This is a genomic window from Flavobacterium suncheonense GH29-5 = DSM 17707, from assembly GCF_000430025.1.
GTDB lineage: Bacteria > Bacteroidota > Bacteroidia > Flavobacteriales > Flavobacteriaceae > Flavobacterium > Flavobacterium suncheonense.
Genome location: NZ_KE387020.1, coordinates 286,957 through 310,715, shown reverse-complemented (window position 1 = coordinate 310,715; position 23,759 = coordinate 286,957). Strand labels below are relative to the sequence as shown.

Annotated in this window: 23 protein-coding genes and 1 pseudogene; 22 read left to right on the top strand and 2 right to left on the bottom strand. The window is 39.7% G+C overall.

Going from position 1 to position 23,759, the window contains the following annotated elements:
• The first annotated feature begins 5 nt into the window (after positions 1 to 5).
• The 22 genes and pseudogenes from G498_RS15120 to G498_RS0111580 all read left to right on the top strand — a co-directional run bounded on the left by G498_RS15120 (position 6) and on the right by G498_RS0111580 (position 21,422).
• A complete protein-coding gene (locus tag G498_RS15120; RefSeq protein WP_051269886.1) occupies positions 6 to 845 on the top strand; it encodes a glycosyltransferase family 2 protein in 840 nt (279 codons plus the stop codon).
• 8 nt (positions 846 to 853) lie between these two features.
• Positions 854 to 1,966 (top strand): GDP-mannose 4,6-dehydratase, encoded by a 1,113-nt coding sequence (gene gmd / locus G498_RS0111680; RefSeq protein WP_026981313.1) that lies wholly within the window; start codon positions 854 to 856, stop codon positions 1,964 to 1,966.
• Positions 1,966 to 3,051, top strand: a complete 1,086-nt coding sequence (locus G498_RS0111675) for a GDP-L-fucose synthase family protein (protein WP_026981312.1) — start codon at positions 1,966 to 1,968, stop codon at positions 3,049 to 3,051. The genes gmd and G498_RS0111675 overlap by 1 nt, the downstream gene beginning before the upstream one ends.
• The gene (locus G498_RS15530) at positions 3,052 to 3,702 is read left to right on the top strand and encodes an acyltransferase (RefSeq protein WP_051269884.1); all 651 of its coding nucleotides are present in this window, start codon (positions 3,052 to 3,054) and stop codon (positions 3,700 to 3,702) included.
• Positions 3,703 to 4,077: 375 nt separating this feature from the next.
• A pseudogene (locus tag G498_RS16005) lies at positions 4,078 to 4,183 on the top strand (DapH/DapD/GlmU-related protein); the annotation flags it as partial.
• Positions 4,184 to 4,367: 184 nt separating this feature from the next.
• Entirely contained in the window at positions 4,368 to 5,522 is a 1,155-nt protein-coding gene (locus tag G498_RS0111660; RefSeq protein WP_026981310.1) for a glycosyltransferase family 4 protein, read from the top strand.
• A gap of 2 nt (positions 5,523 to 5,524) precedes the next feature.
• The gene (locus G498_RS0111655; protein WP_026981309.1) at positions 5,525 to 6,541 is read left to right on the top strand and encodes a glycosyltransferase family 2 protein; all 1,017 of its coding nucleotides are present in this window, start codon (positions 5,525 to 5,527) and stop codon (positions 6,539 to 6,541) included.
• A gap of 5 nt (positions 6,542 to 6,546) precedes the next feature.
• Positions 6,547 to 7,182 (top strand): CatB-related O-acetyltransferase, encoded by a 636-nt coding sequence (locus G498_RS15110; protein WP_051269882.1) that lies wholly within the window; start codon positions 6,547 to 6,549, stop codon positions 7,180 to 7,182.
• Complete coding sequence (locus tag G498_RS0111645) at positions 7,175 to 7,846, top strand: acylneuraminate cytidylyltransferase family protein (RefSeq protein ID WP_035744459.1); 672 nt, start codon at positions 7,175 to 7,177, stop codon at positions 7,844 to 7,846. Before G498_RS15110 ends, G498_RS0111645 begins: the two co-directional genes overlap by 8 nt.
• Positions 7,847 to 7,918: 72 nt before the next feature.
• Positions 7,919 to 8,959: an N-acetylneuraminate synthase gene (gene neuB, locus G498_RS0111640; protein WP_026981307.1), complete on the top strand. Its 1,041-nt coding sequence runs from the start codon at positions 7,919 to 7,921 to the stop codon at positions 8,957 to 8,959.
• A 185-nt stretch (positions 8,960 to 9,144) separates the two neighbouring features.
• Positions 9,145 to 10,266, top strand: a complete 1,122-nt coding sequence (neuC, locus tag G498_RS0111635) for a UDP-N-acetylglucosamine 2-epimerase (RefSeq protein WP_026981306.1) — start codon at positions 9,145 to 9,147, stop codon at positions 10,264 to 10,266.
• Positions 10,263 to 11,657: a CDP-glycerol glycerophosphotransferase family protein gene (locus tag G498_RS0111630; RefSeq protein ID WP_026981305.1), complete on the top strand. Its 1,395-nt coding sequence runs from the start codon at positions 10,263 to 10,265 to the stop codon at positions 11,655 to 11,657. Before neuC ends, G498_RS0111630 begins: the two co-directional genes overlap by 4 nt.
• Positions 11,654 to 12,304: a CatB-related O-acetyltransferase gene (locus tag G498_RS15105; protein WP_051269881.1), complete on the top strand. Its 651-nt coding sequence runs from the start codon at positions 11,654 to 11,656 to the stop codon at positions 12,302 to 12,304. Before G498_RS0111630 ends, G498_RS15105 begins: the two co-directional genes overlap by 4 nt.
• 2 nt (positions 12,305 to 12,306) lie before the next feature.
• The gene (locus G498_RS15525; RefSeq protein ID WP_051269879.1) at positions 12,307 to 12,870 is read left to right on the top strand and encodes a serine acetyltransferase; all 564 of its coding nucleotides are present in this window, start codon (positions 12,307 to 12,309) and stop codon (positions 12,868 to 12,870) included.
• A 6-nt stretch (positions 12,871 to 12,876) separates the two neighbouring features.
• Positions 12,877 to 14,016 (top strand): glycosyltransferase family 4 protein, encoded by a 1,140-nt coding sequence (locus tag G498_RS0111615; RefSeq protein ID WP_026981304.1) that lies wholly within the window; start codon positions 12,877 to 12,879, stop codon positions 14,014 to 14,016.
• Between the two features lie 23 nt (positions 14,017 to 14,039).
• Positions 14,040 to 14,846 carry a class I SAM-dependent methyltransferase gene (locus G498_RS0111610; protein WP_035744462.1) on the top strand — a complete coding sequence of 269 codons (807 nt, stop codon included), beginning with the start codon at positions 14,040 to 14,042 and terminating at the stop codon, positions 14,844 to 14,846.
• A 1-nt stretch (position 14,847) separates the two neighbouring features.
• On the top strand, positions 14,848 to 15,387 hold the full coding sequence (locus G498_RS0111605; protein WP_026981302.1) for a serine O-acetyltransferase: 540 nt from the start codon (positions 14,848 to 14,850) through the stop codon (positions 15,385 to 15,387).
• Positions 15,387 to 16,514 carry a glycosyltransferase gene (locus tag G498_RS0111600; RefSeq protein WP_026981301.1) on the top strand — a complete coding sequence of 376 codons (1,128 nt, stop codon included), beginning with the start codon at positions 15,387 to 15,389 and terminating at the stop codon, positions 16,512 to 16,514. Before G498_RS0111605 ends, G498_RS0111600 begins: the two co-directional genes overlap by 1 nt.
• A 13-nt stretch (positions 16,515 to 16,527) precedes the next feature.
• Positions 16,528 to 17,601, top strand: coding sequence for a glycosyltransferase (locus G498_RS0111595; protein ID WP_026981300.1), 1,074 nt, complete (start codon positions 16,528 to 16,530; stop codon positions 17,599 to 17,601).
• The gene (locus G498_RS0111590) at positions 17,601 to 18,947 is read left to right on the top strand and encodes an O-antigen ligase family protein (protein WP_051269877.1); all 1,347 of its coding nucleotides are present in this window, start codon (positions 17,601 to 17,603) and stop codon (positions 18,945 to 18,947) included. Before G498_RS0111595 ends, G498_RS0111590 begins: the two co-directional genes overlap by 1 nt.
• On the top strand, positions 18,919 to 19,926 hold the full coding sequence (locus G498_RS0111585; protein ID WP_026981298.1) for a glycosyltransferase family 4 protein: 1,008 nt from the start codon (positions 18,919 to 18,921) through the stop codon (positions 19,924 to 19,926). Before G498_RS0111590 ends, G498_RS0111585 begins: the two co-directional genes overlap by 29 nt.
• A 110-nt stretch (positions 19,927 to 20,036) precedes the next feature.
• Entirely contained in the window at positions 20,037 to 21,422 is a 1,386-nt protein-coding gene (locus G498_RS0111580; RefSeq protein ID WP_026981297.1) for a sugar transferase, read from the top strand.
• Positions 21,423 to 21,484: 62 nt separating this feature from the next.
• Here G498_RS0111580 and G498_RS0111575 read toward each other — a convergent pair whose 3' ends face one another.
• Both G498_RS0111575 and G498_RS0111570 read right to left on the bottom strand, forming a co-directional pair.
• A complete protein-coding gene (locus tag G498_RS0111575; RefSeq protein WP_026981296.1) occupies positions 21,485 to 22,615 on the bottom strand; it encodes a lipoprotein N-acyltransferase Lnb domain-containing protein in 1,131 nt (376 codons plus the stop codon).
• A gap of 1 nt (position 22,616) precedes the next feature.
• On the bottom strand, positions 22,617 to 23,687 hold the full coding sequence (locus tag G498_RS0111570) for a putative type IX sorting system protein PorV2 (protein ID WP_026981295.1): 1,071 nt from the start codon (positions 23,685 to 23,687) through the stop codon (positions 22,617 to 22,619).
• Positions 23,688 to 23,759: the final 72 nt, after the last annotated feature.

The following is a 23,759-nucleotide window of genomic DNA, read 5'->3' as shown; positions in this document are numbered from 1 at the left end:
ACCCATTGGAAAATATACTCTTATCGGTTATTACCATTAATTATAACGATGCCAAAGGGCTGAAAAAAACCATGGACAGTGTGGTGCGTCAAACCTGGAAAGGTTTTGAGTATCTTGTTATTGACGGCGGTTCCACCGATGAAAGTCCGGCGCTTATTGAGGCTTACCAATCGGATATTGCGTACTCGGTAAGTGAAAAAGACAACGGTATTTACAATGCCATGAACAAAGGGATTAAAGCCGCCAAAGGAAAATATCTGTTGTTTTTAAACTCGGGTGATTATCTGGTTGCGGACACCGTTTTTGAAAACGTTTTCAGCAGTTTTACTTCCGATGCCGATTTTATATGCGGGAATCTCTATTACGAACAGGCCGGAAAGGCAGTTGTTAAAGAGCATCCCGAACAAATGACCTTCAGTTACCTGGTTGCGAGGACGGTTTATCATCCCAGCACTTTTATCAAAAGAGCGCTGTTTGACCAATATGGCCTGTATAATGAAAACAACAAAATCGTTTCGGATTGGGAATTCTTTTTTAAAGCGTTGGGTTTGAATGGAGCCAGTTATAAAAAGTTGTCTCAGACCATTACCCATTTTGATATGAATGGCATCTCTTCGGTTCATGGAGAGAAGGTGCAGGAAGAAAAACTTCGGGTTTTTAAAAACTACCTGCCTTATGTGTTTAATAACGAAAATGATCGTTATATTTTTGATAAATTCAGGGAAACAAACAAACGGTTTAGGATGCTTCGAGAGATAGACGAACGGCCGTTTTTCAGAAAATTCACTACCTTTCAACTTTCAGCAACCATTATGCTGATGAAACTATTTGAAAAGAGAAAATAATACAAGCTATGAAAGTTGCATTAATAACAGGAGTTACAGGACAGGACGGTGCCTATTTGAGCGAGTTTTTGTTAAACAAAGGCTATATTGTTCATGGTTTGAAAAGACGTTCCTCACAGTTTAATACCGACAGAATTGATCATTTGTATCAGGATCCGCATGTAGAGCACCGTAATTTCTTTCTGCACTACGGCGATATGACAGACAGTACCAATCTGATTCGTCTTATTCAGGAGATTCAGCCCGACGAAATATACAATCTGGCGGCAATGAGCCATGTGCATGTGTCTTTTGAGATACCGGAGTATACCGGAAATGCAGATGGTTTGGGAACACTACGTATTCTGGATGCCGTGCGTTTGTTGGGATTGGAAAAGAAAACAAGAATATATCAGGCTTCTACTTCCGAATTGTATGGAAAAGTTCAGGAAGTGCCACAAACCGAAACTACACCTTTTTATCCGCGAAGCCCTTATGCTGTGGCAAAAATGTATGCCTACTGGATTACGGTAAATTACCGGGAAGCTTACGGGATGTACGCCTGTAACGGGATATTATTCAACCATGAATCGCCCATTCGCGGAGAAACCTTTGTTACCCGAAAAATTACAAGAGCCGCCGCACGTATCGCTTTGGGCTTGCAGGACAAATTATATTTAGGCAACTTAGATGCGCAACGCGATTGGGGACATGCCAAAGATTATGTGCGAATGATGTGGATGATTCTACAGGCAGAAACTCCGGAAGACTGGGTAATTGCTACCGGAAAAACTACAGCGGTGCGCGAGTTTGTGAAAATGGCATTTGCCGAAGTCGGTATCGAGCTTGAATTTAAAGGTTCCGGAGTTGATGAAAAAGGTTATGTGGCCAAATGTAACGATTCAAGGTTTCAGATAGCAGAAGGAACGGAAGTGGTAGCCGTTGATCCAAAATATTTCAGGCCTACTGAAGTAGACTTGCTGATAGGTGATGCCAGCAAAGCCAAAAACAAATTGGGCTGGGTGCCGGAATATAATTTACAGGATTTGGTAACCGATATGATGCAAAGTGACCTGAAACTAATGCAAAAAGAAATGTATTTAAAACAAGGTAACTTTGAAACCAAGAACTATTTTGAATAATGCATAAACATTCCAAAATATATGTTGCCGGACATCGCGGATTGGTGGGCAGTGCTATAAAGAAAAATCTGGAAACAAAAGGATTCACCAATATTGTGGTGCGCACACACGCCGAACTCGATTTAACCGATGCGAAAGCAACCGCTGATTTTTTTGAATCAGAAAAGCCTGAGTATGTGTTTCTTGCGGCTGCCAAAGTAGGCGGAATCATTGCAAACAATACGTATCGCGCCGATTTTATTTATGATAACCTGATGATTCAAAATAATGTGATTCATCAGAGTTATGTGCATGGGGTGAAAAAACTATTATTTTTAGGCAGTACATGTATTTATCCGAAAAATGCGCCACAACCTCTAATAGAAGATTACCTGTTAACAGGATCTTTAGAATACACTAATGAGCCTTATGCCATTGCGAAAATAGCAGGCATTAAAACCTGTGAGAGTTACAACCTGCAATACGGGACTAATTTCATGTCGGTTATGCCTACGAATTTATACGGGCCCAATGATAATTTTGATTTGGAAAAGTCACACGTGCTGCCGGCCCTGATCCGGAAAGTTCATTTGGGTAAAGCATTAGAAAACAGCGATTGGGAAACCCTGCGGGAAGACTTGAACTGTTTGCCGATAAAAGGAGTAAACGGTACCGCTTCGCAGACAGCTATTCTGGAAGTGCTGCAGTCTTTCGGAATTGCCCAAACCGATACCGGTGCTGCTGTGGAAATTTGGGGTTCCGGTAAACCCATGCGCGAATTTTTATGGTCTGAAGATATGGCGGATGCCTGTGTTTTTCTGATGGAAAATCGGAATTTTTCGGATTGCGTTACCAATCATAGTGAAGTGAGAAACACCCATATAAACATAGGAACAGGACAAGACATAACCATTGCTGATTTAGCAGAACTGGTTAAAACTACTGTAGGGTTTAACGGGAATTTTGTTTTTAATACCGCTAAGCCTGACGGAACAATGCGAAAGCTTACCGATGTCAGCAAACTGAATTCGATGGGATGGAAGCATCAGGTTGAGATTACAGAAGGAGTACAAAGGATGTATGACTGGTACAAACTAAGAAAATAAATGCTTTTATCCACGACCGTTTCGTTATACAGAAGATGTAAAAAAGCAGAAAGTAATTTTCTGACAACTTTGTTGTTGCATTTTTTTTACAAGGTGTTTTATGGGAAAAACTATGTGTTGCATCATAATGTCAGTATTCGTGGTGCGGAAAACATTGTAACCACAGACCGGTTGGATGTCGGTATGAGTTATATTGGCTTTGTTCATAAATCGGATGTAACGTATCTGAATATTAAGGGGAAACTGCAACTGACCGGCCCTTATTCCATAGGAAGAGGATGCCGTTTCGATATAGCGGAAAAAGCGGTTATGACAGTTGGAAAGGGCGGTTATATCAATGCGAATTCGACTTTTATCATTATGCATGGCCTTACTATTGGTGATAACTGTGTTATTTCGTGGGATTGTCAGTTTCTGGATGAAGATTTTCACGAGATTGATTATGAAGGAAAAAAAACGGTCGCTAATGAAATTGTTATCGGAAACCATGTGTGGATTGGCTGTGGTGTTAAAATTTATAAAGGAGCAGTAATTCCGGACGGCAGTGTTATTGCGGCAAATTCTGTGGTAAGAGGTGTTTTTACAACCCCTAATTCCCTAATAGGTGGTCATCCGGCACGAGTGTTGAAAGAAAGTGTACATTGGAAATAATCTGATATGATAAAACAAATAGTCACAAAATTAGCCATGCGTTTTATGCCTCAGTTAGCTCCGATACTAAAAGGCAAAATTGCTTTGCATTGGATTGAAAATGTCGAGCAGAATGTAGAACGGGATAGCCTGACCAAACTGCATGCCCCTTATACGATTCTTCAATCTAAGATTGGGAAAGGGACTTACATTTCGTCCAATTCCAAAATTGTTAATACTACCATCGGCAAGTTCTGTTCGATTGGGCCTAATTTAGTTTGCGGTTGGGGCATCCATCCTACAAACGGAATATCCACGAGCCCGTATTTTTACAGTACAGCCAAACAAAACGGGAGTACTTTGACAAAAGAGAACCTGTTTGAAGAACGGAAGTCTATTACCATAGGAAACGATGTTTTTATTGGGGCAAACGTAACGATTCTGGACGGTGTAACCATTGGTGATGGTGCCGTTATTGGTGCCGGGGCGGTGGTTTCTAAAGATATACCCGATTATGCCGTTGCGGTAGGTTGTCCGATTCAGATTAAGAGTTATCGCTTCACTCCGGTGCAAATTGAGAAACTACAACAAATCGCCTGGTGGGATTTTGATGAGGAAAAACTGAAAGAAGTGAATAAACATTTTTTTGATGTAGACGATTTTATCCAACGCAATTCCGGGTCCCAATGAAAAAACACATAGTCATAGCCGGTCCTATCGGCGATTTTGGCGGACGGGATGTAGAAGTGAATATCATAGCCAAAGCGCTGGAAAAGGAATATCAGGTTTCCATAGTATCGACAGCTTACATGACGGGCAGTTCTTTTGCGCTGGCAGGACTGCAAAACACAACCTGGAAATCGGTGCCTAAAGAATTGTACAGACGGAGCGCCGTACTTCGGGGGTTGAGTAAGTTTTCAAAGCGGTTTAACAAAGGACCGAAAGAAGCCTATGCCTACCTGATTAACCGTTTCTCAAAAAAACTTACCGATTTAGACCGTTTGCAATGGCATGTGCTGCAAAACGAACTGCAAAACGCCGATATGGTGTTGCTCTGTGTTCAGTTAACCACTAAATTTTTACCGGAAACCGTACAATACTGTCACGAGCACAAGATTCCCTGTTTGGTGCGTACTACCGGAACCATCCGAAACGTTACCGAAACGGATTTTGATCTTTTAAAAAAGGTCCGTTTGTTTATCCACCATTCCGAAGCTAACGCGCAAAACTTAAACCGGCAACTTGCACTGCCCTATACCGTAATCGACCAATGTGCTTTGGCCGAAGACCAATTGCTGGCGTTGCCACTAAGCGGAAGAAAACCTTTTCGTTTTGGTTATTTAGGACGCCTGAGTGCGGAAAAAGGCATACTGCCGATAGCCCGTTTTTTTGCCCAAACCGACTGTCCTTTTGTGGTTGCCGGAGACGGTCCTCAAAAAGCGGAGTTGCAAACAATAATACGGGACAGTTCCAATTGTACGTACATGGGATTGCTTCAGAACCATGAGTTACATGCTTTTTTCAGCCAAATTGATGTGCTGGTAATTCCGTCATACGAAGAATCAGGTCCGTTGGTTGGGTTGGAAGCTATGGCGGCCGGGAAAATTATTATTTCTACAAAAGTGGGCGCCATGGAAGAACGTTTAGCTCCTTTGGAAGGGCATTGGTTTGCCATTGAAAATTTAGCAACGTTTGAAAGCTCTATCAATAAAGTAAATGCTTTATCTTTGGACGATTATCAGGCAGCCGCTGCTCTTTTAAGAAAAAGATACAAAGACGAATACAGTTTTGAAGCCGTTGCCTTAAAATACCAAAAACTGATTCATTCGATTTTACAGTAATCATGCGTATAGGTTTTAATCCTAATAAAGATCAAAAAGTAGCCCCGACGGATTTTTTTCATCAGGTGATTGTACCTGTGCATATCCCCAATCAGGAAGGGTATTTTAAAGACAGTTTTCAGATTTTGCACTATTGTCTGGAATCCCTTTTTAAGACCTGTCACGATAAGACCTATTTTACCGTGGTGAATAACGGCAGTTGCACTGTTGTTGTAGATTATCTGCATCAATTGCAACAGGAAGGAAAATTGCATGAAGTAGTTCATACCACTGCTATAGGGAAACTTAACGCCATTTTAAAAGGTTTGACCGGACATCCGTTTCCGTTGGTTACCATTACCGATGCCGATGTTTTGTTTTTAAACGGATGGCAGCAAGCGTCTTACGAGGTGTTTGAGGCTTTTCCGAGAGCCGGAGCTGTTTGTCCAGTTCCTTCATCTAAGGTTTTGAAACAATTGACGGCTAATGTCCTTTTAGATAATCTTTTTTCCAAACGACTGAAATTTACAGCGGTTAAAAATGAGGAGGCTTTAAGAATGTTTGCTTTAAGTATCGGAGACTCTCAGTTTTATAAAGAGGTACATTTGGATAAAAATCTTACCTTGTCATCTGAAAATGGGCCGAAAGCCGTAATCGGTGCCGGGCATTTTGTTGCTACTTATCGTTCTGAAGTATATGAACGACCAAAATCAATATATTCAAAGTATAAGATGGGTAGCGCAATGAAGGATTTTTTAGACCAACCGGTTATTGAAAAAGGTTTTTGGCGTCTTTCTACGGATGAAAATTATGCCTATCATCTGGGGAATGTGAAAGAGAGTTGGATGGAAGAGGTGTTTTCAAAAATAAGAAACGAAAAAATAAAGCCAGAACAGCCAGTACTTAAAAAAGTGTTTGCAAATAAATTGGCAGTTTGGATAAAAACAATATTGTTTGCGAGAATAATTTTCAGAAAACCCATCTGGAAATTATTTTTACGTTGGAAAGGATTGTCAAAACAAGAAGCAAATGAATATTAGTTTACATGATTAAAAAAATTATAAAGAAAGCCATACTTTATTTTATTAATTCGGTTGAAAAAACGGACAAGGTGGTTATTGCAGGTTTTTCAAGAGGCATACAAAATGTGCAGTTTGAAGGTAAAAACGCTGTACCCGACCGTTGTAATTTTTCGGGTAACATAAAAATCGGTTATGCTACCACGTTAGGGTATAATAATTTTTTTCACGGGGATATTATCATCGGTAAATATTGTCAGATTGGAGCCGATGTAGCCATTCATACTACAAACCACCCCACAAGTTATTTGTCTACTTATATTAATTCCAATTTGTTTAAAGGCGATTTAAAGGGATTAAAAGAGATTAAAAAAGTAAGTATCGGAAATGATGTCTGGATAGGTCATAACGTAATAATAGTGGGTAATGTAACTATTGGTAACGGAGCTGTTCTGGCCGCCGGAAGTGTTGTTACTAAAGACGTTCCTCCATACACTATTGTTGGAGGTGTGCCTGCAAAAGAAATTAAAAAACGGTTTTCAGATTCTGTGATACAAGAAATTGAAGCCTTGAAATGGTGGGATAAACCGGAAGAAGAACTGGAGCAGTTAAAGCCAATGTTTTTTAAAGATTTTGCGGATAAAGAAAGTATTTATGAATAAAACCATCGTCATTATACCCGCCCGGGGCGGTTCCAAACGATTGCCGGGCAAAAACCTAAAACTACTTGGCGATTTGCCGTTGTTGGCACACAGCATACGCTATGCGCAGCAACACACTTTTATTGACGCCGTTTATGTTTCTACTGATGATGCCGCGATTAAAGAGGTGGCCCTGAGTTATGGTGCCCAGGTAATTGACCGTCCTGAACAGCTTTCCGGCGATTTGGAACCAACCGTTTCGGCTCTGAAACACGTTCTGGAAACCCTGACCGACGAAGTTGAAAACGTAATCCTTTTACAGCCCACAAATCCGTTGCGTCCTGAAACTTTACTGGAAGAAGCGTTCCGGAAATACAATCAGGGAAATTATGACAGTCTGTTTACCGTAACCCGCAACCATCAGAAGTTTGGTAAAATAATTTCAGATAAGTTTGTGCCCTTTAATTACGAAATAGGACAGCGAAGTCAGGACCTGGACCCGTTGTATTTTGAGAACGGGTTGTTGTATATCAGTAAATCCAGGTTAATCCTTTCTGATATTATTTTAAGTGAAAATGCTTATCCGATGGTTGTGAATCATCCTTATGCTCTTGTGGATATTGATACGCAGGAGGATTTTGACTATGCGGAATATTTGTTGGGGAAAGTGAGAAGTGAGAAGTGAGAAGTGAGAAGTGAGAAGTGAGAGGGGTTGTTATGTACTTTTAAATTGAATTTTGCAAATAAATACTTGAATATGAATCCTTATATTGAAATAGCCGGCAGAAAAATAGGTCCGGATTTTCCACCGTTAGTTATAGCCGAAATAGGTATTAACCACGAAGGTTCGCTGCAGGTGGCCAAAGAAATGGTAGATGCCGCACACAGAGCCGGTGTTGAGGTGGTAAAGCATCAAACCCATATTGTAGCCGATGAAATGAGCGGGGCAGCCAAAAAAGTAATTCCGGGCAACGCCGATGTTTCCATTTATGAAATCATGGAACGTTGCGCTTTGAATGAAGAAGAGGAACTGGAACTGAAAAATTACGTGGAAAGCAAGGGGATGATTTTTATCTCGACACCTTTTTCAAGAGCAGCTGCCGAGCGTTTGAAAAAGTTTGATATTCCGGCGTATAAAATCGGCTCGGGAGAGTGCAATAATTATCCGCTATTGGAACATATTGCGTCTTTTGGTAAGCCTGTAATTTTGAGTACCGGGATGAATACCATTGAAAGTATCCGAAAAGCAGTTGCCGTTTTTGATAAGCATAAGGTTCCGGTGGCATTGCTGCATACTACTAATTTATATCCAACTCCAATTCACTTGGTACGTTTCGGGGCAATGATGGAAATGCACGAAGCTTTTCCGGATAAGGTTTTCGGATTGAGTGACCACACACTGAATAACAATGCCTGTTTAGGAGCTGTGGCTTTGGGTGCTTCTATTCTGGAGCGCCATTTTACCGATCATATGAACCGCACCGGACCGGATATTGTTTGCAGTATGGATGAGCAGGCCTGCCGGGAATTAATCGTAAACAGTGCGGAAATGGCTCTAATGCGCGGCGGAACCAAAAAACCAGCCGACGAAGAGCAAGTTACGATTGATTTCGCTTTTGCCACGGTTTGTTCCATCGCATCCATCAAAAAAGGAGAGGTTTTGACCAAAGACAACATCTGGGTAAAACGTCCGGGAACCGGTAAAATTTTAGCGGAGCATTTTGAAAGCCTTTTGGGAAAAACGGCTTTGCGCGATATTGCTCATGACGAACAACTGGATTGGTCGGATTTTCAGTAGGTTCTCGATACAATTTTGCTCCATTCCATTGCGCAAAATCACTCGAACTGACGGTACTTTTTTAAAGAAGACCGTCGGTTCGAGTGTTTTTATGGGGCGCTAACGGAATAAAATGTATGAGAAGTTTTTAATTGAATTTTCATATTATTATCTTCACGGCCTGTTAAGTGCGTTGCATCAGTACAATGAAAAAAATACTCTTTTTAACCGGTACCCGTGCCGATTTCGGCAAAATAAAATCGTTGATTCAAATTCTTGAAAAGCATCAGGATTTTGAAGTTTATGTATTTGTAACCGGAATGCATTTGCAGAAGGAGTACGGTTATACGTTGCTGGAAATTGAGCGCTGTGGTTTTTCAAACGTGCATACTTTCGAAAACCATACCGATGAAACCACAATGGATCTGACTTTAGCCAAAACCATTCAGGGATTGTCTGCTTATGTGAAAGATGTTCAGCCGGATATGATAGTGATTCACGGTGACCGGGTGGAAGCTCTGGCCGGAGCCATAGTAGGCAGTCTGAATAATATCCTGGTATCCCATATTGAAGGCGGTGAAGTGTCCGGTACCATAGACGAACTGATTCGCCATTCTACCAGTAAGATGAGTCATGTGCATTTTGTGTCTAACAAGCAGGCCAAGAAACGGCTGATTCAGATGGGAGAACTGGAGCAATCTGTATTTACCATCGGCTCACCGGATGTGGATATTATGTTTTCGGACAGTTTGCCAGATTTGGAAACGGCGAAAAAATATTACGAAATTCCGTTTGAGCGTTATGCGGTGGCGATGTTTCATCCGGTAACCACAGAAGCAAAATATATGCAACAGTATGCGGATGATTTTGTTACGGCTTTGTTGGAGGATTCTCACCATTACATAGTAATCTATCCGAACAACGACTTGGGCAGTCAGGCTATTTTAAAAGCGTATGAGCGGTTAAAGGGCAATCCGCGTTTCCGGGTTTTCCCATCGCTGCGTTTTGAATATTTCTTAACCTTGCTCAAAAAAGCACAGTTTATAATCGGTAACAGTAGTGCCGGCATACGGGAAGCACCTTATTACGGTTTGCCGATTATTAACATCGGAACCCGTCAGCAAAACCGGGCCTTACATGCGGATATCCTTAATGTGGATTACGATAAAGCGAGTATTGCCGAGGCACTTCAGCTAATAGATACCCATCAGGTACAACCCACTGATGGCGATTTCGGAAAAGGAAACAGTGCCGCCTTGTTTTTGCAATCGTTGGAAAAAAACGATATTTGGCAGCTTAACCATCAAAAACAATTCAGGGATATATGAAAAAAAAGAAGATAGCATTATTGTTTCCGGATGGGGTTGGAGTACGAAACTATCTTTATTCTAAGGTTTTTAAACATACTGAAAGCGAATTGGTTTTATTTCATTCGTTCGATAGTAAGACCGTTGATGAAATAAAAGGAATAACAGAACTTAAAACAGCTATAGCTCTTCCTAAATATACCGAATCTTTTAAAGAGCGTTTTTTGCGAGAGTTAATTTGTTTGTCCAGACTCTATTATAATTCAAGGTTAACGAATAATTCTACTATACTTAAAAACTGGAACCGAAATCATAAATCTATTTCCAAAAAAATAGTATACAAAACTATTGAGTTTGTAGCGCCGAGAATAAAAAAATATTCGACAATTCTAAAGTTAGAAAAGGCTTATCAAAATGCCATTAGGAAAAATGTTTTTTATATTGAGGCTAAGAAAATGCTTCAAGATATAGCTCCCGATGAACTGTTTTGTTCCCATCAGCGCGGGATACAATGTGCTCCTTTTTTTGCGGCAGCCTCAGATTTGGGAATTCTGAACACCACGGTAATTTTTTCATGGGATAATTTGCCTAAAGCCCGAATGGCACTCAGAGCGGATAATTATTTAGTGTGGTCGGATTATATGAAAGAGGAGATGAAACTGTATTATCCTGAAATTCCTCAGGAAGCCATTCATGTAACCGGTACGCCACAATTTGAGTTTTACAGCGATTCGTCAAATGTAATTCCACGGGATGAATTTTACAAAAGATATGGGCTGGATCCTGCTAAAAAGATTATTTGTTATTCCGGTGATGATGTATTAACTTCCCCTGACGATCCTAAGTATTTAAGTGATTTGGCAGAAGAGTTAATAAAAGGAAATTTGACAAATGATTATCAGATTTTGCTTCGCCGTTGTCCGGTGGATTTGTCAAATCGTTTTGCCACAGTTATTGCGAAATTCCCTGATTTAATTAAAGAGGCGCCACCTATTTGGAATTTTAAAGATAAAGAGAACTGGACTACGGTTTATGCCTTGCCCGAAGATGTGAAATTACTGGTTTCCACTGTTTTTTACAGTGATGTTGTTGTTAATCTGGGCTCAACAATGGCTTTTGATTTTGCTATGTTTGAAAAGCCTTGCATTTTTATTAATTACGATCAAAAAGATAAAACGGTGCCGAGCTGGACTGTAAACGAAGTATACAAGTTTCAGCATTTTAGAAGTATACCCAACAATAAAGCTGTTGTATGGTGGGATAAAAAAGAAGATTTAGGGACAATAGTAAATTCTATTTCCGGACATTCAATTAATCATGTGAAGGATTGGAAAAATATTGTCATGACTAATGATTTAGTGGCTTCAATAGAAATCAGAAAGAAACTGGGAATTAATACAGAAGTATCATGATGAAAATGGTTCGGAAATTAGCCTGGAAAATCTTGGGATCAAAGCATTATGATTATTTAAAGTACAAAAATCAGCAAAATCTTAAAGATGCATCTTGGGTAGAGATTGGTAAGAATAGTTACGATAATGGTGCGGTTGTTTGGCGTTGGTCAACTCATTCGAAATTGAAAATCGGCAATTATTGTTCCATCGCTGCAAATGTGAATTTTATCTGTGATTCCGGATATCATACAGAAAGTGAGGTTACTGCTTTTCCGCTTTTCCATGAGATACTCTCTAAGGAAGACGAGGTTGTAATAGGTGCAAAGAAATATAAAGTAAGGAATATTAAAGAAGAACTGATACCTTCTAAAAGTGATATCCTTGTCGGAAATGATGTTTGGATTGGTCATGGAGTGACAATTTTACCGGGAACCTTTATTGGTAACGGGGTCAGTGTTTTGGCAGGAGCTGTAGTTTCAGGCCATGTGCCTGATTATGCTGTTGTTGGAGGAGTTCCGGCAAAAGTTGTTAAAACGAAACACGAGCAAAGCATAATTGATAAATTAAATCATATATCCTGGTGGAATTGGTCTGATGATATGGTTAAAGAAAGAGTGAATGATTTTTATCTGCCAATAGAACAGTTTGTTAAAAAATATCAGTAGCGATGGAAGCGTTTGTGCATTTTTTACTTCAGAAGGTTTATAATTCTAAGAGAATTGAAAAAAAATATATAGATTCAGCACTATCCAAAACAATTTTGGATGTTCAATATCACCATCAGCAGCTTTCTGACAAAGATGTTGTTGAGAGGATAATCACCAATAATAATGAATTGGCTGTTTTTTTATTTCGTTTAGGAAATGAACTGCATCAAAAAGGGGCAGATGATTTAAAGTCACAAATACATTGGCTGTTAAAAGAGCTTTGTGGTTGTGAAATTTATTTTAACAATGAGATAGGAGAAGGTTTTTACGTGGTACACGGCGAAGGCACTGTCATAGGAAGCCGAAACAAAATCGGAAAAGGGTTTAAGATTCATCAGGGCTGTACCATTGGTCATAAAAAAAATGGTTCCGGCAGCGGAAACACGATTGGGAATAATGTTACTTTGTATGCCAACTCATCAATAATCGGAGAAGTAACAATTGGAGATAATGTAATTATCGGAGCACATATGCTAATAACGAATAACATACCTAAAGATGTTGTCGTAACAATTAATAAGTAATACGTCATGCACATCTGTTTCATAACCAGCGAATTTCCCAAACCCGGCTTCCCTCATGGGGGAGTAGGGACCTTTGTGGCCACTCTTGGTAAAGCATTGGTAAAGGAAGGCGTGCAGGTTAGTGTGATTGGTAAAAATTATATTCCAAAGGAGGAGGAAGAAGTTATAGATGGTATAAAAGTATACCGACTTGCTCCCAAAAAAGTGAAAGGGCTGGAATGGTTTTTTAATGCCAAAGCCATTGCACGGAAAATAGATGAAGTGCACCAGGAAAACCCTATTCATTTTGTGGAAACACCAGAATTGGGGCTGGCTTTTCTGCCAAAGCGAAAAGGCATACAGTATGTTATCCGCATGCATGGCGGGCATCATTATTTTGCGCAATCTGAAAAGAGAAATACCGAATGGTGGAAAGCGTATCAGGAGCGAAAATCTTTTAAAAAAGCCGATGCCGTAATAGCGGTTTCAAATTATGTGGGAGAAACAACCCGTAAGCTTTTAAACTTAGGGGACAGACCTATTGAAGTAATTTACAATCCTATAGATACATCGCGCTTTTTTGATGCTACTGAAAGTATCGTAAAACCATATTCCGTTTTATTTGCCGGAAGTCTGGTTGAGAAAAAAGGAGTCCGACAGCTTGTTGAGGCTTTAGCGTTTTTAGCAGATGAATATCCTCAAGTAGAGTTGCTGATTGCCGGAAGAGACGGGAAAGTTCCCGGAACCGGATTGCCTTATCGTCCGATACTGGAACAATCCATCTCTGAAAAAATAAGACCGCATATCAAATTTTTAGGAGTGGTACCTAATCACGAGATGCCAAACGTAATTTCAAAAGCTCATGTTTGCTGTTATCCGAGTCATATGGAAGCGATGCCGTTAGCCTGGTTAGAAGTTTTGGCCATGGGTAAAATTTTTGTGGGAAGCTTAACAGGACCCGGACCTGAAGCGGTACGTAATGGTGAAACCGGTATTCTGGTCAACCCTCACGATCCGAAGGAAATTGCCAAGGGGATTAAATGGGTTTTTGAAAATCAGGAACAAGCAAAAAAAATGGGAAAGAAGGCTATACAAGATATCAACAGCCGTTTTGCATTGCCAATTATTGTAAAGCATAACATAAGTTATTTTAAATCGTTACTTTAGTTTAATTAAAGTATATTATATCTATGAAAAAGGAAGATATTATTGAATTAAATAAGAAGCAGAAAGAATTTTACAATACTAAAAAGCGCAATTTTGTTACAGAAATGTGGTCTAAAATTAGAGGTGGATTACTGGGGAAGATTCGTAAAAGTATTGGTATTCAACAGGAAGCATATAAGTTACACCAATCTTGGTTTGGTGATTTATCTCAGAAAAGAGTGCTTGATTTGGGTTGCTATTCCGGAAATAACCTGAGTTTATATCTGGCTCAAAACAGTAAGGAATATATTGGACTGGATTTAAGTGATGTGGCTATCGAAAAGTTGAATCAAAAATTAAAAGATATACCAACAGCAAATGCGATAGCGGCAGACTTTCTTTCTGATGCAGACTTCCCAGATAAAGATTTCGATTTAATTTATGCTTATGGGGTATTGCATCATTTTCAGGATGTAGACATGTTGATCAATAGATTGAATCAAAAATTAGCACCAAACGGAGAAATAATAAGTTATGACCCTTTGGAAACCAGTTTGCCTATAAAAATTGTACGAGCAGCTTACAGACCTTTTCAATCCGATAAAGACTGGGAGTGGCCTTTTACTAAGAAAACGTATTATAAGTTTGACAAAGCTTTTGATATAACTGAAAGACGTGGTGTATTAGGAAAGTCTAAGTGGTTTTTTCTGTTAAATTTTGTACCAATGAATGAGGAAAAAAGACAGGCAATTGGCAGAAGATGGCACAAAGAAGACTGGGAAACTTCACAAACTTGTGATAGTTCAATGTTTAGTTGTATGCACTTGACTATGAAAATGCAAAAAAGATAAAATGTTACTTTCTGATTACAGGAAATATAAAAAATATGGCGGGAATTTTATTTCCATAGTATTCTTTACTCAGGGTTTCTGGGTAATTTTTCAGTATAGGACAGCGAATTTTATCTACAGGAAAATTTCCATCCCGGGATTAAGACACCTATTGCTTTTTGTTTGTTTGATTTGGCAGAAAATGTTAGAAATATTAACAGGTATTTCAATACCGGCTTCTGTTCAAATCGGTCATTCCTTTTATATTGGTCATTTTGGCGGGATAATTCTAAATGCAAATTCTAAAATCGGGGATAACTGTAATATTTCGCAAGGTGTTACTATCGGTGTTTCAGGACTGGGAGAAAAAAGAGGCGTGCCTGTCATCGGGAACAATGTTTATATAGCGCCAAATTCGGTCGTTGCCGGTAAAATTATTGTTGGGGATGATGTACTCATCGGTGCGTGTTCACTGGTTAATAAAGATGTTGAATCGGGTAGTGTAATGTTGGGTAATCCTGCGGTGAAAATTTCCGAAAAGGGTTCAAAAGGATATATTTAATGAAGTTTCTGATTGTTTCTAACGCACCCATTATTAAAAAGCAAACAGGTACTTTTGCTTATAGTCCTTACATTAAGGAAATGAAGATATGGGCAAATTATGCAGATGAAGTAGCTTTTTGCTGTCCGGTATGGAAAGATGAAAACGGATTGCTTGTATCGGAAATACCATTTCAGTTTTATAAAAATTTCCGTTTGTCTGATTTTGATGTCAAATCTTTTAAGACTGTTTTAAAAGGATTGATTCAAATTCCGTTTAATTTTTTGGTGCTTTTCAAGGCCATGTTTTGGGCAGACCATATCCATCTGAGATGCCCGGGAAATGTGGGTTTATTAGCGAGTATCGTACAGATTTTCTTCCCCTGGAAGAAAAAAACAGCAAAATATGCGGGAAATTGGGATCCAAAAAGCAAGCAGCCGTGGTCCTACCGTTTGCAAAGATGGATTTTAAGCAGTATGTTTTTAACTAAAAATATGCAAGTGCTGGTATATGGAGAATGGCCTAAGAGTACTAAAAATATAAAGCCTTTTTTTACAGCATCATACTCCGAAAGCACTATACTTCCGTTACAAACTAAAAGTTTTGATGCCATACGATTTCTGTTTGTCGGAACATTATCACCCGGTAAGCAGCCGCTTTATGCTGTTCAGTTAGTTGAGAAATTAGCCAATAAAGGCTATTCAGTATCTTTGGATTTATATGGGGAAGGAACCGAGCGTAATTCACTTGAAAAGTATATCGAGGAAAAGAACCTTTCAGCTATTATGCAATTATATGGAAATAAGGCATCTGACGAAATTAAAAACGCTTATCAAAACAGCCATTTTTTAGTGCTTCCGTCTAAGAGTGAGGGCTGGCCAAAAGTGGTTGCTGAAGCTATGTTTTGGGGTTGCGTGCCTATTGCTACACCTGTGTCATGTGTTTCCAGTATGTTAGATTCCGGAAAACGAGGCGTACTTTTAACGATGGATATTACAACCGATGTAAGTGAGATTGAGTCATGTCTTAATTCTGAAGAGAATTATAACTTAACTTCTAAGCAAGGAGCCACTTGGTCCCGACAGTTTACTTTAGAGTTTTTTGAGAGCGAGGTTAAGCAATTATTGGCAGGAAATATATTTTCTTGATTTTTATTGAAAAATGAGGGTAGTACAGTTAATAGACAGTTTGCAAACAGGAGGAGCCGAGCGGATGGCTGTTAATTTTGCCAATGCATTAGCAGATGAAATCGAGTTCTCAGGGCTTATTGCTACCCGAAAAGAAGGGGCTTTAAAAGAACAATTATCAACGAAGGTTGATTATGTTTTTTTGGACAAACGTAAATCTCTTGATATTAGAGCTTTATTAAAATTAAAAAAATACATTAAGAACAATAAAATAGATATCATTCACGCTCATAGTTCTTCTTTTTTTTATGCCGTATTGGTTAAATTTTTAGGAGTAAGATGTAAAATTGTGTGGCACGATCATAATGGTAACAGAGCGGCACTCTCTTTAAAACAAAATAAACCTATAGTTCTTTTATCAGGCTTTTTTAAAGGTGTGATTACCTGCAGTACAGTTTTAGAGGAGTGGTCCCGACAGCATTTAAAATCAAAGAATATTAGATATATACCTAATTTTACCTGTATTCCTGAAAAAGAGAAATCAATTACCCAGCTTAAAGGTAAAGAAGGAAAACGTATTGTTTGTTTGGCTAATTTAAGAAATCCTAAAAACCACAGTACTTTGCTGAAAACATTTGCTGTTGTTGCAAAGGCCAATCCTGAATGGACACTACACTGTATTGGTAATGACTACCATGATAGTTATTCGAATTCCTTGAAGCAGTTGACAGAAAAAATGCAATTACAGAATAACATATATATTTATGGAGGATGTTCAGACGTATATTCTATATTAAAGCAATGTGATATCGGGGTATTACTTTCAACCTACGAAGGCTTTCCGGTGGCACTTTTAGAATATGGGATGTCAGGACTCTCTGTGTTGTCTACTAATGTTGGTTATTGTTCTAATGTGGTGAGCGATGGTGTTTCAGGTTTTTTGGTTGAACCTTTAAATGAAGAGCAAATCGTAACCAAAATGAAAATTTTAGTCGCAGACACTAATCTAAGAATTGCTTTTGCGAAAAACTTGCATACCTTCGTAAACGATAATTTTTCTAAGGAAGCTGTAATTAAAACCATAGTCACTTTTTATCAATCATTGTAGTGCAAGAAAAAAAAGTTATACCTTATAGCAAGCTGGTGGTTGTACACATCCTGATAGGTGTTGTAGTTTTCTTCATACCTGTTTTTTCGAAATTGTATGCCGCTATAATTGCGTTATTTGGGTTTTATATGGTAATTAAAAACCGTAACGCAAATAATGAATCGCTTTATTTTGCAGGCTATATAGTTGGAGCAGAGGTTTTTTTGAGGATGACCGAAGGTAACTTCGGAGAGCAATATGCCAAATATGTGGTTATGGGCAGTTTGATCTTAGGGATGTTTTACAGAGGTTTTTCAAAGAGTGCCTACCCGTATTGGATTTTTTTACTTCTGTTAATTCCAGGGGTTATCCTTGGTACCTTTTCTTTGAATTTTGACACGAACATTCGTAAGGCTATTACGTTTAATATCATTGGTCCTGTTTGTTTAGCAATATCTGCAATTTATTGTTACAGGCGAAGAATAACACTGTCTGGTTTAATGAATATTGTTCACGCAATGGCCTTTCCTATTGTTACAACAGTTACTTACTTGTTTTTATATACTCCCAGTATTAAAGATGTTGTAACAGATACGCAGTCAAATTTTGAGACTTCAGGAGGTTTTGGACCGAATCAGGTTTCAACTATTTTAGGATTAGGTATTTTTCTCTTTTTCGCTAAAGTTGTGGTAATGTCTCCAGGACGAAAGGCAAGATTTGTTGATATACTCTTGTTGGTTTTGGTTACTTTTAGGGGGATTGTAACATTTTCGCGAGGAGGTGTTATTGCTGGAGGAATTATGATATTTCTCCTCCTGGTTGTTTTAATGTTGTTTGCCAATTCACGGGCAAAATCAAAAATTATAAGTTTTGTCGTGACTTCCATTGTATTGCTTATAGGAATCTGGACTTACAGTTCAGTGCAAACAGGTGGTTTGATTGATAAGCGCTATGCTAATCAAGATGCCAGGGGAAGGGTTAAGGAGAGTAAACTGACGGGGCGAGAAAAACTGATTGAAGCGGAATTAAAGATGTTTTTGGATAATCCTATAACGGGTATAGGGGTAGGAAAAAACAAAGAATACAGAGAAGAAATGACAGGGATTGAGGCTGCCTCCCATAATGAAATATCAAGAATGTTGGCAGAACACGGGCTTTTGGGGGTCATATGTCTTTTAATTTTATTAATCACTCCTGTCGTGCTTTATTTAGATAACAGACAGCATATTTTTTTATTATCATTTGTTGTTTTCTGGCTTCTCACCATCAACCACGCAGCCATGCGACTAGCAGCCCCAGCCTTTGTTTATGCCTTATCACTCTTAAAAGTATCCATCGTTGAAAAACCTGCTGTACATAGGGAATAAATTATCGGGGAGTGGGTTAAATGTAACCACATTGGAAACCCTTAGTCAAAACCTGACTGCTGTTGGTTACCGTGTTGCTACCGCTTCGTCGCAAAAAAACGTGCTACTTCGTTTTGCGGATATGTTATTTTCCGTGTTCCGTTACCGAAAAGCAGATTATGTTTTGATAGATACCTACAGCACTTCGGCGTTCTGGTATGCATTTGCGGTGAGTCAGCTTTGCCGTGTGCTTACTAAAAAATACATTCCCATACTTCATGGCGGCAATCTTCCTTACCGTTTAAAACAGAATCCTTTGCTTTGCAGCATGATTTTTGGTTATGCCCACCAAAACATCGCCCCGTCCCATTACCTGCTGCATGCCTTCGAAAAAGCAGGATTTACCAATGTAAGCTTTATTCCTAACAGCATCGTAATATCACAGTATCCTTTTAAAGAACGAAAAGACATAAAGCCGAAACTGCTTTGGGTACGGGCTTTTGCAGCGCTTTATAATCCGAAAATGGCTGTGGATGTACTGGTAGCGCTGCAGCGAAACTATCCGGATACCGAACTTTGTATGGTAGGCCCGGATAAAGACGGCAGTCTGGAAGCTACCCGACAGTACGCGTTACAACAGGGTGTTACCGTTACTTTTACCGGACAATTGTCCAAAGCGGACTGGACCGCCTTAGCAGCAGAATACGATATCTTTATTAACACCACCAATTTCGACAACACCCCGGTAAGTGTCATGGAAGCCATGGCCCTGGGGCTACCCGTAGTTAGTACCAATGTGGGCGGTATTCCCTATTTGCTGGAAGACGGCAAGGACGCCCTTTTGGTTAACGCCAATGATGTATCCGGCATGGTATCTGCCATTGATGCACTGCTTACAACTTCCGAATTGGCTCACACCCTTTCATTACAAGGCCGGCAAAAAGCCCTGAACTGGGACTGGGAATCCGTTAAAAAGTTGTGGATTGCTTTGCTGCAATAGGTATTTCTTGCCGAAAGCCTGTTGAAAAGCTTCATTTTTGTAACTTATTTTTGAAGTCTTGTGATTTCAATTGCACAATAATTTGTTATTTTGCACCAAACAGAACGTAAATGACTTCAAACAGGAAAATACATTTTGAAATATCCGAAAGGAAAATCCTTTTGCGACTGTTCGACGTGTTTTTTGTTTTGCTGGCTTTGTACGCCATTTCGTATGCCTTTGAATTCGGATATTTCCGAGTTTCCATTCACAATTACTACTGGACTTTTGTTTTGGCGTTTTACCTGCTTTTTTTCGGAACGCTTTTCGAGATGTATAACCTTCAGGTGGCTTCCAATCAGTTTCAGATAATTAAAAGTATAGTGCTTACCACAACCGCTACGGTAGCGGTTTATCTTTTAACGCCCATCCTTACGCCGCCATTGCCTAAAAACCGTTTACAGATTGTTTTCTTTTATGTGGCCATTTTAGGGGCGTTGTTTTTATGGCGGATGTTTTACCAGAAAATGCTGGCTTCCCACCGTTTTTATAAAAAAGTGCTTTTTCTGGGGGAAGACAAAACCGTAGACAACCTGATTCACGAGCTGGAAAAAGCCGATCCGAATTACAAAGTAATGGGTTATTTAAGCACCAAAGAATCGGCCCGGAAGAAAGTAAAAATACAGCGTATCGATATTGAGGAGATAGAGCAATTTATTAAAGAAAATGCGATTTCCGAAGTTGTTGTCGCTCAGAAAAGTACCGATGAGGTTCCGGTGGAAATATACGACAAGCTTTTGCATTTACTGGAAAGCGGAATCATCATCCGGGAGTATTCGCAGGTGTACGAGGCCAGTACGTATCGTTTGCCGGTGCAGTATGCGGAAAAAGATTTTTACAAGTATTTCCCGTTCAGCCGAAGTAATAACAACCGTTTGTACGTTTTAGCGATTCGTTTGTTTGATATCGTTGTGTCGCTCATCGGGCTTACCGTTGGGTTGCTGCTGCTGCCGTTTTTAGTGATTGGTAATTTTTTGGCAAACCGGGGACCGTTGCTTTATACCCAGGAACGCGTGGGACGAAACGGTGTGCCGTTTAAAATTTACAAGTTCCGGAGTATGATTGTAAATGCGGAGGCGCAAGGCGCTGTTTTTGCTTCTTCCAACGATACACGGATTACGCCTTTCGGGAAGTTTTTGCGCAAAACCCGTATTGACGAATTTCCGCAGTTTATCAATATTTTAAAAGGCGATATGGCGGTAATAGGACCAAGACCGGAACGCCCTGTTTTTGTGGAACAGATAGCGGAAGTCATGCCTTTTTATCATACCCGACATGTGATTAAACCGGGGCTTACCGGATGGGCACAGGTAAAACATGCTTACGGAGAAAGCATCGACGACAGTCTGATCAAACTGCAATACGATTTGTACTACATCAAACACCGCAGTCCTTTTCTGGATTTGAACGTTGTGATTAAAACACTGAGTACGGTGTTGTTTTTCAGAGGACAGTAGAGGAGTGAGAGGTGAGAAGGGATAAGTGAAAAGGGATAAGTAAGAGGTGGTGAATTCCGTTTTTACTTTTCGGGTTTTGGGCTGTGTTTTTTCCAGATTTGATAGAAAAGTACCGCATTGGTAAGGATTAAAGGCAACATCATCACTAATTGTACTTTTGCGGCAATGAAGGCTGTGTATCCGATTAAACACAGGCTGCAGAAAATAATCATCTTTTTTATCCCGTTGGTGTTCTTTTGTAAGAGCAGGAAGGCCAGTACCAAAAAACAAGGGTTCATCAGCAGGACATTGTAATTCCATAAAACTTCCTGATGTTCGGAATACAAGCCTACCGTAGCAAAGAAAATACCCAATACACCGCTAAGGGTCAGCCAAATCAGCTGAAATATTCGTTTTCCTGAGAACAACAAAGGGATTAGCATCAGTACTACAAAGGAAAAATAATTGTTCCACAGCGATTTGTTCGAGCCGTTTTCAACCTTTTTATAGACGGTTTTTTCCTCTTTTACAAGGCTTTCGTTGTTGTTGCGGCTAAGTGAGACACCTTGCTGTAATTCAACCGGCAGAAATAACTTGTCGGATTTGCGGTCTGTTTTGATTCCGAACATGAGGTTGATGCCCAGGTTTTCGTAGAAATTGTTTTTCAGATAGCCGTATAAAATGGTGCGATAGGTTTTTTCGGTATCCGGAATTTTGGTGGATATTTTTTCCGGCAGCACGCTGTTGATGAGATCGGCCACCATCGTGGTGCAGTTACGGTCGATGAATTTATAGGTGTAGAAACGTTTTTCCGAACTTAAAACTTCAGACAATTCATTGAAAATCATTTGTTTTTGCGGCTGGGTAAGGTTTAAAACCTGCTCCGTAATTTCCCGGTTGTCGTACACATACGAATAGTTGAATTCCTCAAATGAACTGGTCGATACAAAATACTGTAAATCGCCTTTTACAAATTTTCCGTAAAAATTAGGCGTGGAAAAATCGAAAGTTCCGTAATTGTAAACAATGTCAATTCCCTTTTCCGGATCGTTGATGCGCAAGGCAGTATGTCCGTAAATCGAGTATAACTGATCGCCCGTCCCACAAGTTAACAGGCTGATTTCTGCATTGCCGGATAATGGGATTTGTCCGTAACTGAAATGTATGTTGCTAAATAAGAAAACTGAGAAAAAGGCTTGGAACAGGAATTTCATATTATCGGAAAATGCTGAAATCAATTTTTAAGGAAAAGATGTTGGAATACAGGGCCGCGCTTTGGTCACCGATATCCGTAAGGGCATAATCAACTTGTATGCCTTTGTATTTAAATCCTACACCGATATTAGGCTGGAAACTGAGGCTTTTGGAATTGTCGATTTCGGTGATATGCTGAAAGTTGCCCACGCCTCCGCGAAGGAATACCAAATCAATATAGCCAGCTTCAAAACCGATGGCCGGGTCGATGCTTACAATGTCTGAAGCAATAAGGTCGTTGGTTTTGGCAAACTGCATGTTCAGGTTGGCCGCTGCTAAAATGGTATAATCGTAATGAATGGTAAATTTTTTGGAAAGCCCAAGCTGAGCTTTAGGCAGCGTAATTTCGGAAGTTTCCGGCATTTCCTGATTTTCGCCCGGAACAGCGTCTTTGATTTTCTGGTATTCGTCTTCGTCAATGGCCCAAACGTTGTAAGTAGTGGTAATATCGCGAAGCATTACGCCGAATTTCCAGTCGTTTTTGGTTTCGTACTGGGCGCCCAAATCGAAGCCAAAGCCCCAGGAATTCGCAAACTTTCCGATAATGCGGCGAATGATTTTGGCATTCACACCGTAATTAAAACCCTGTACCGGCATGGCGCGGGCATAGGAAACGGTCAAGCCATAATCTGCAGTGGAAAAAAGACTGATGCGGTTGTAATCGATATTACCTTCACTGTCAATTAATTGTGTGGTATTCAGAATGTCATCCACCCCAAAACGGATTAAGGATACCCCAACGGCGCTTCGGTCGTCCAACGGCATGGCAAATCCGGCATAATCGTATTGGGCAATGTTGGCAAAATAACTGGCGTGCATCAGCGAAAGCTGTTTGTCTTCCATTTTTAACAACCCTGCGGGATTCCAGTATCCGGAATTTACATCCCCGGTATGCGCGGTAACGGCATTGGCCATACCTAACGCTGCGGCATCTACTCCGATATTCATGAATTCGTTGGAGTATTTTCTAACAGCCTGACTATAGGAACATAAGGTGGTAAAAAGTAATATGAAAGCGTAGGTTTTTTTCAAAGCCAATTATTTTTACAAATATGGTATAAAAATCTCAAATAGTAAACTCAATTTTATGTAACTTATTGTATA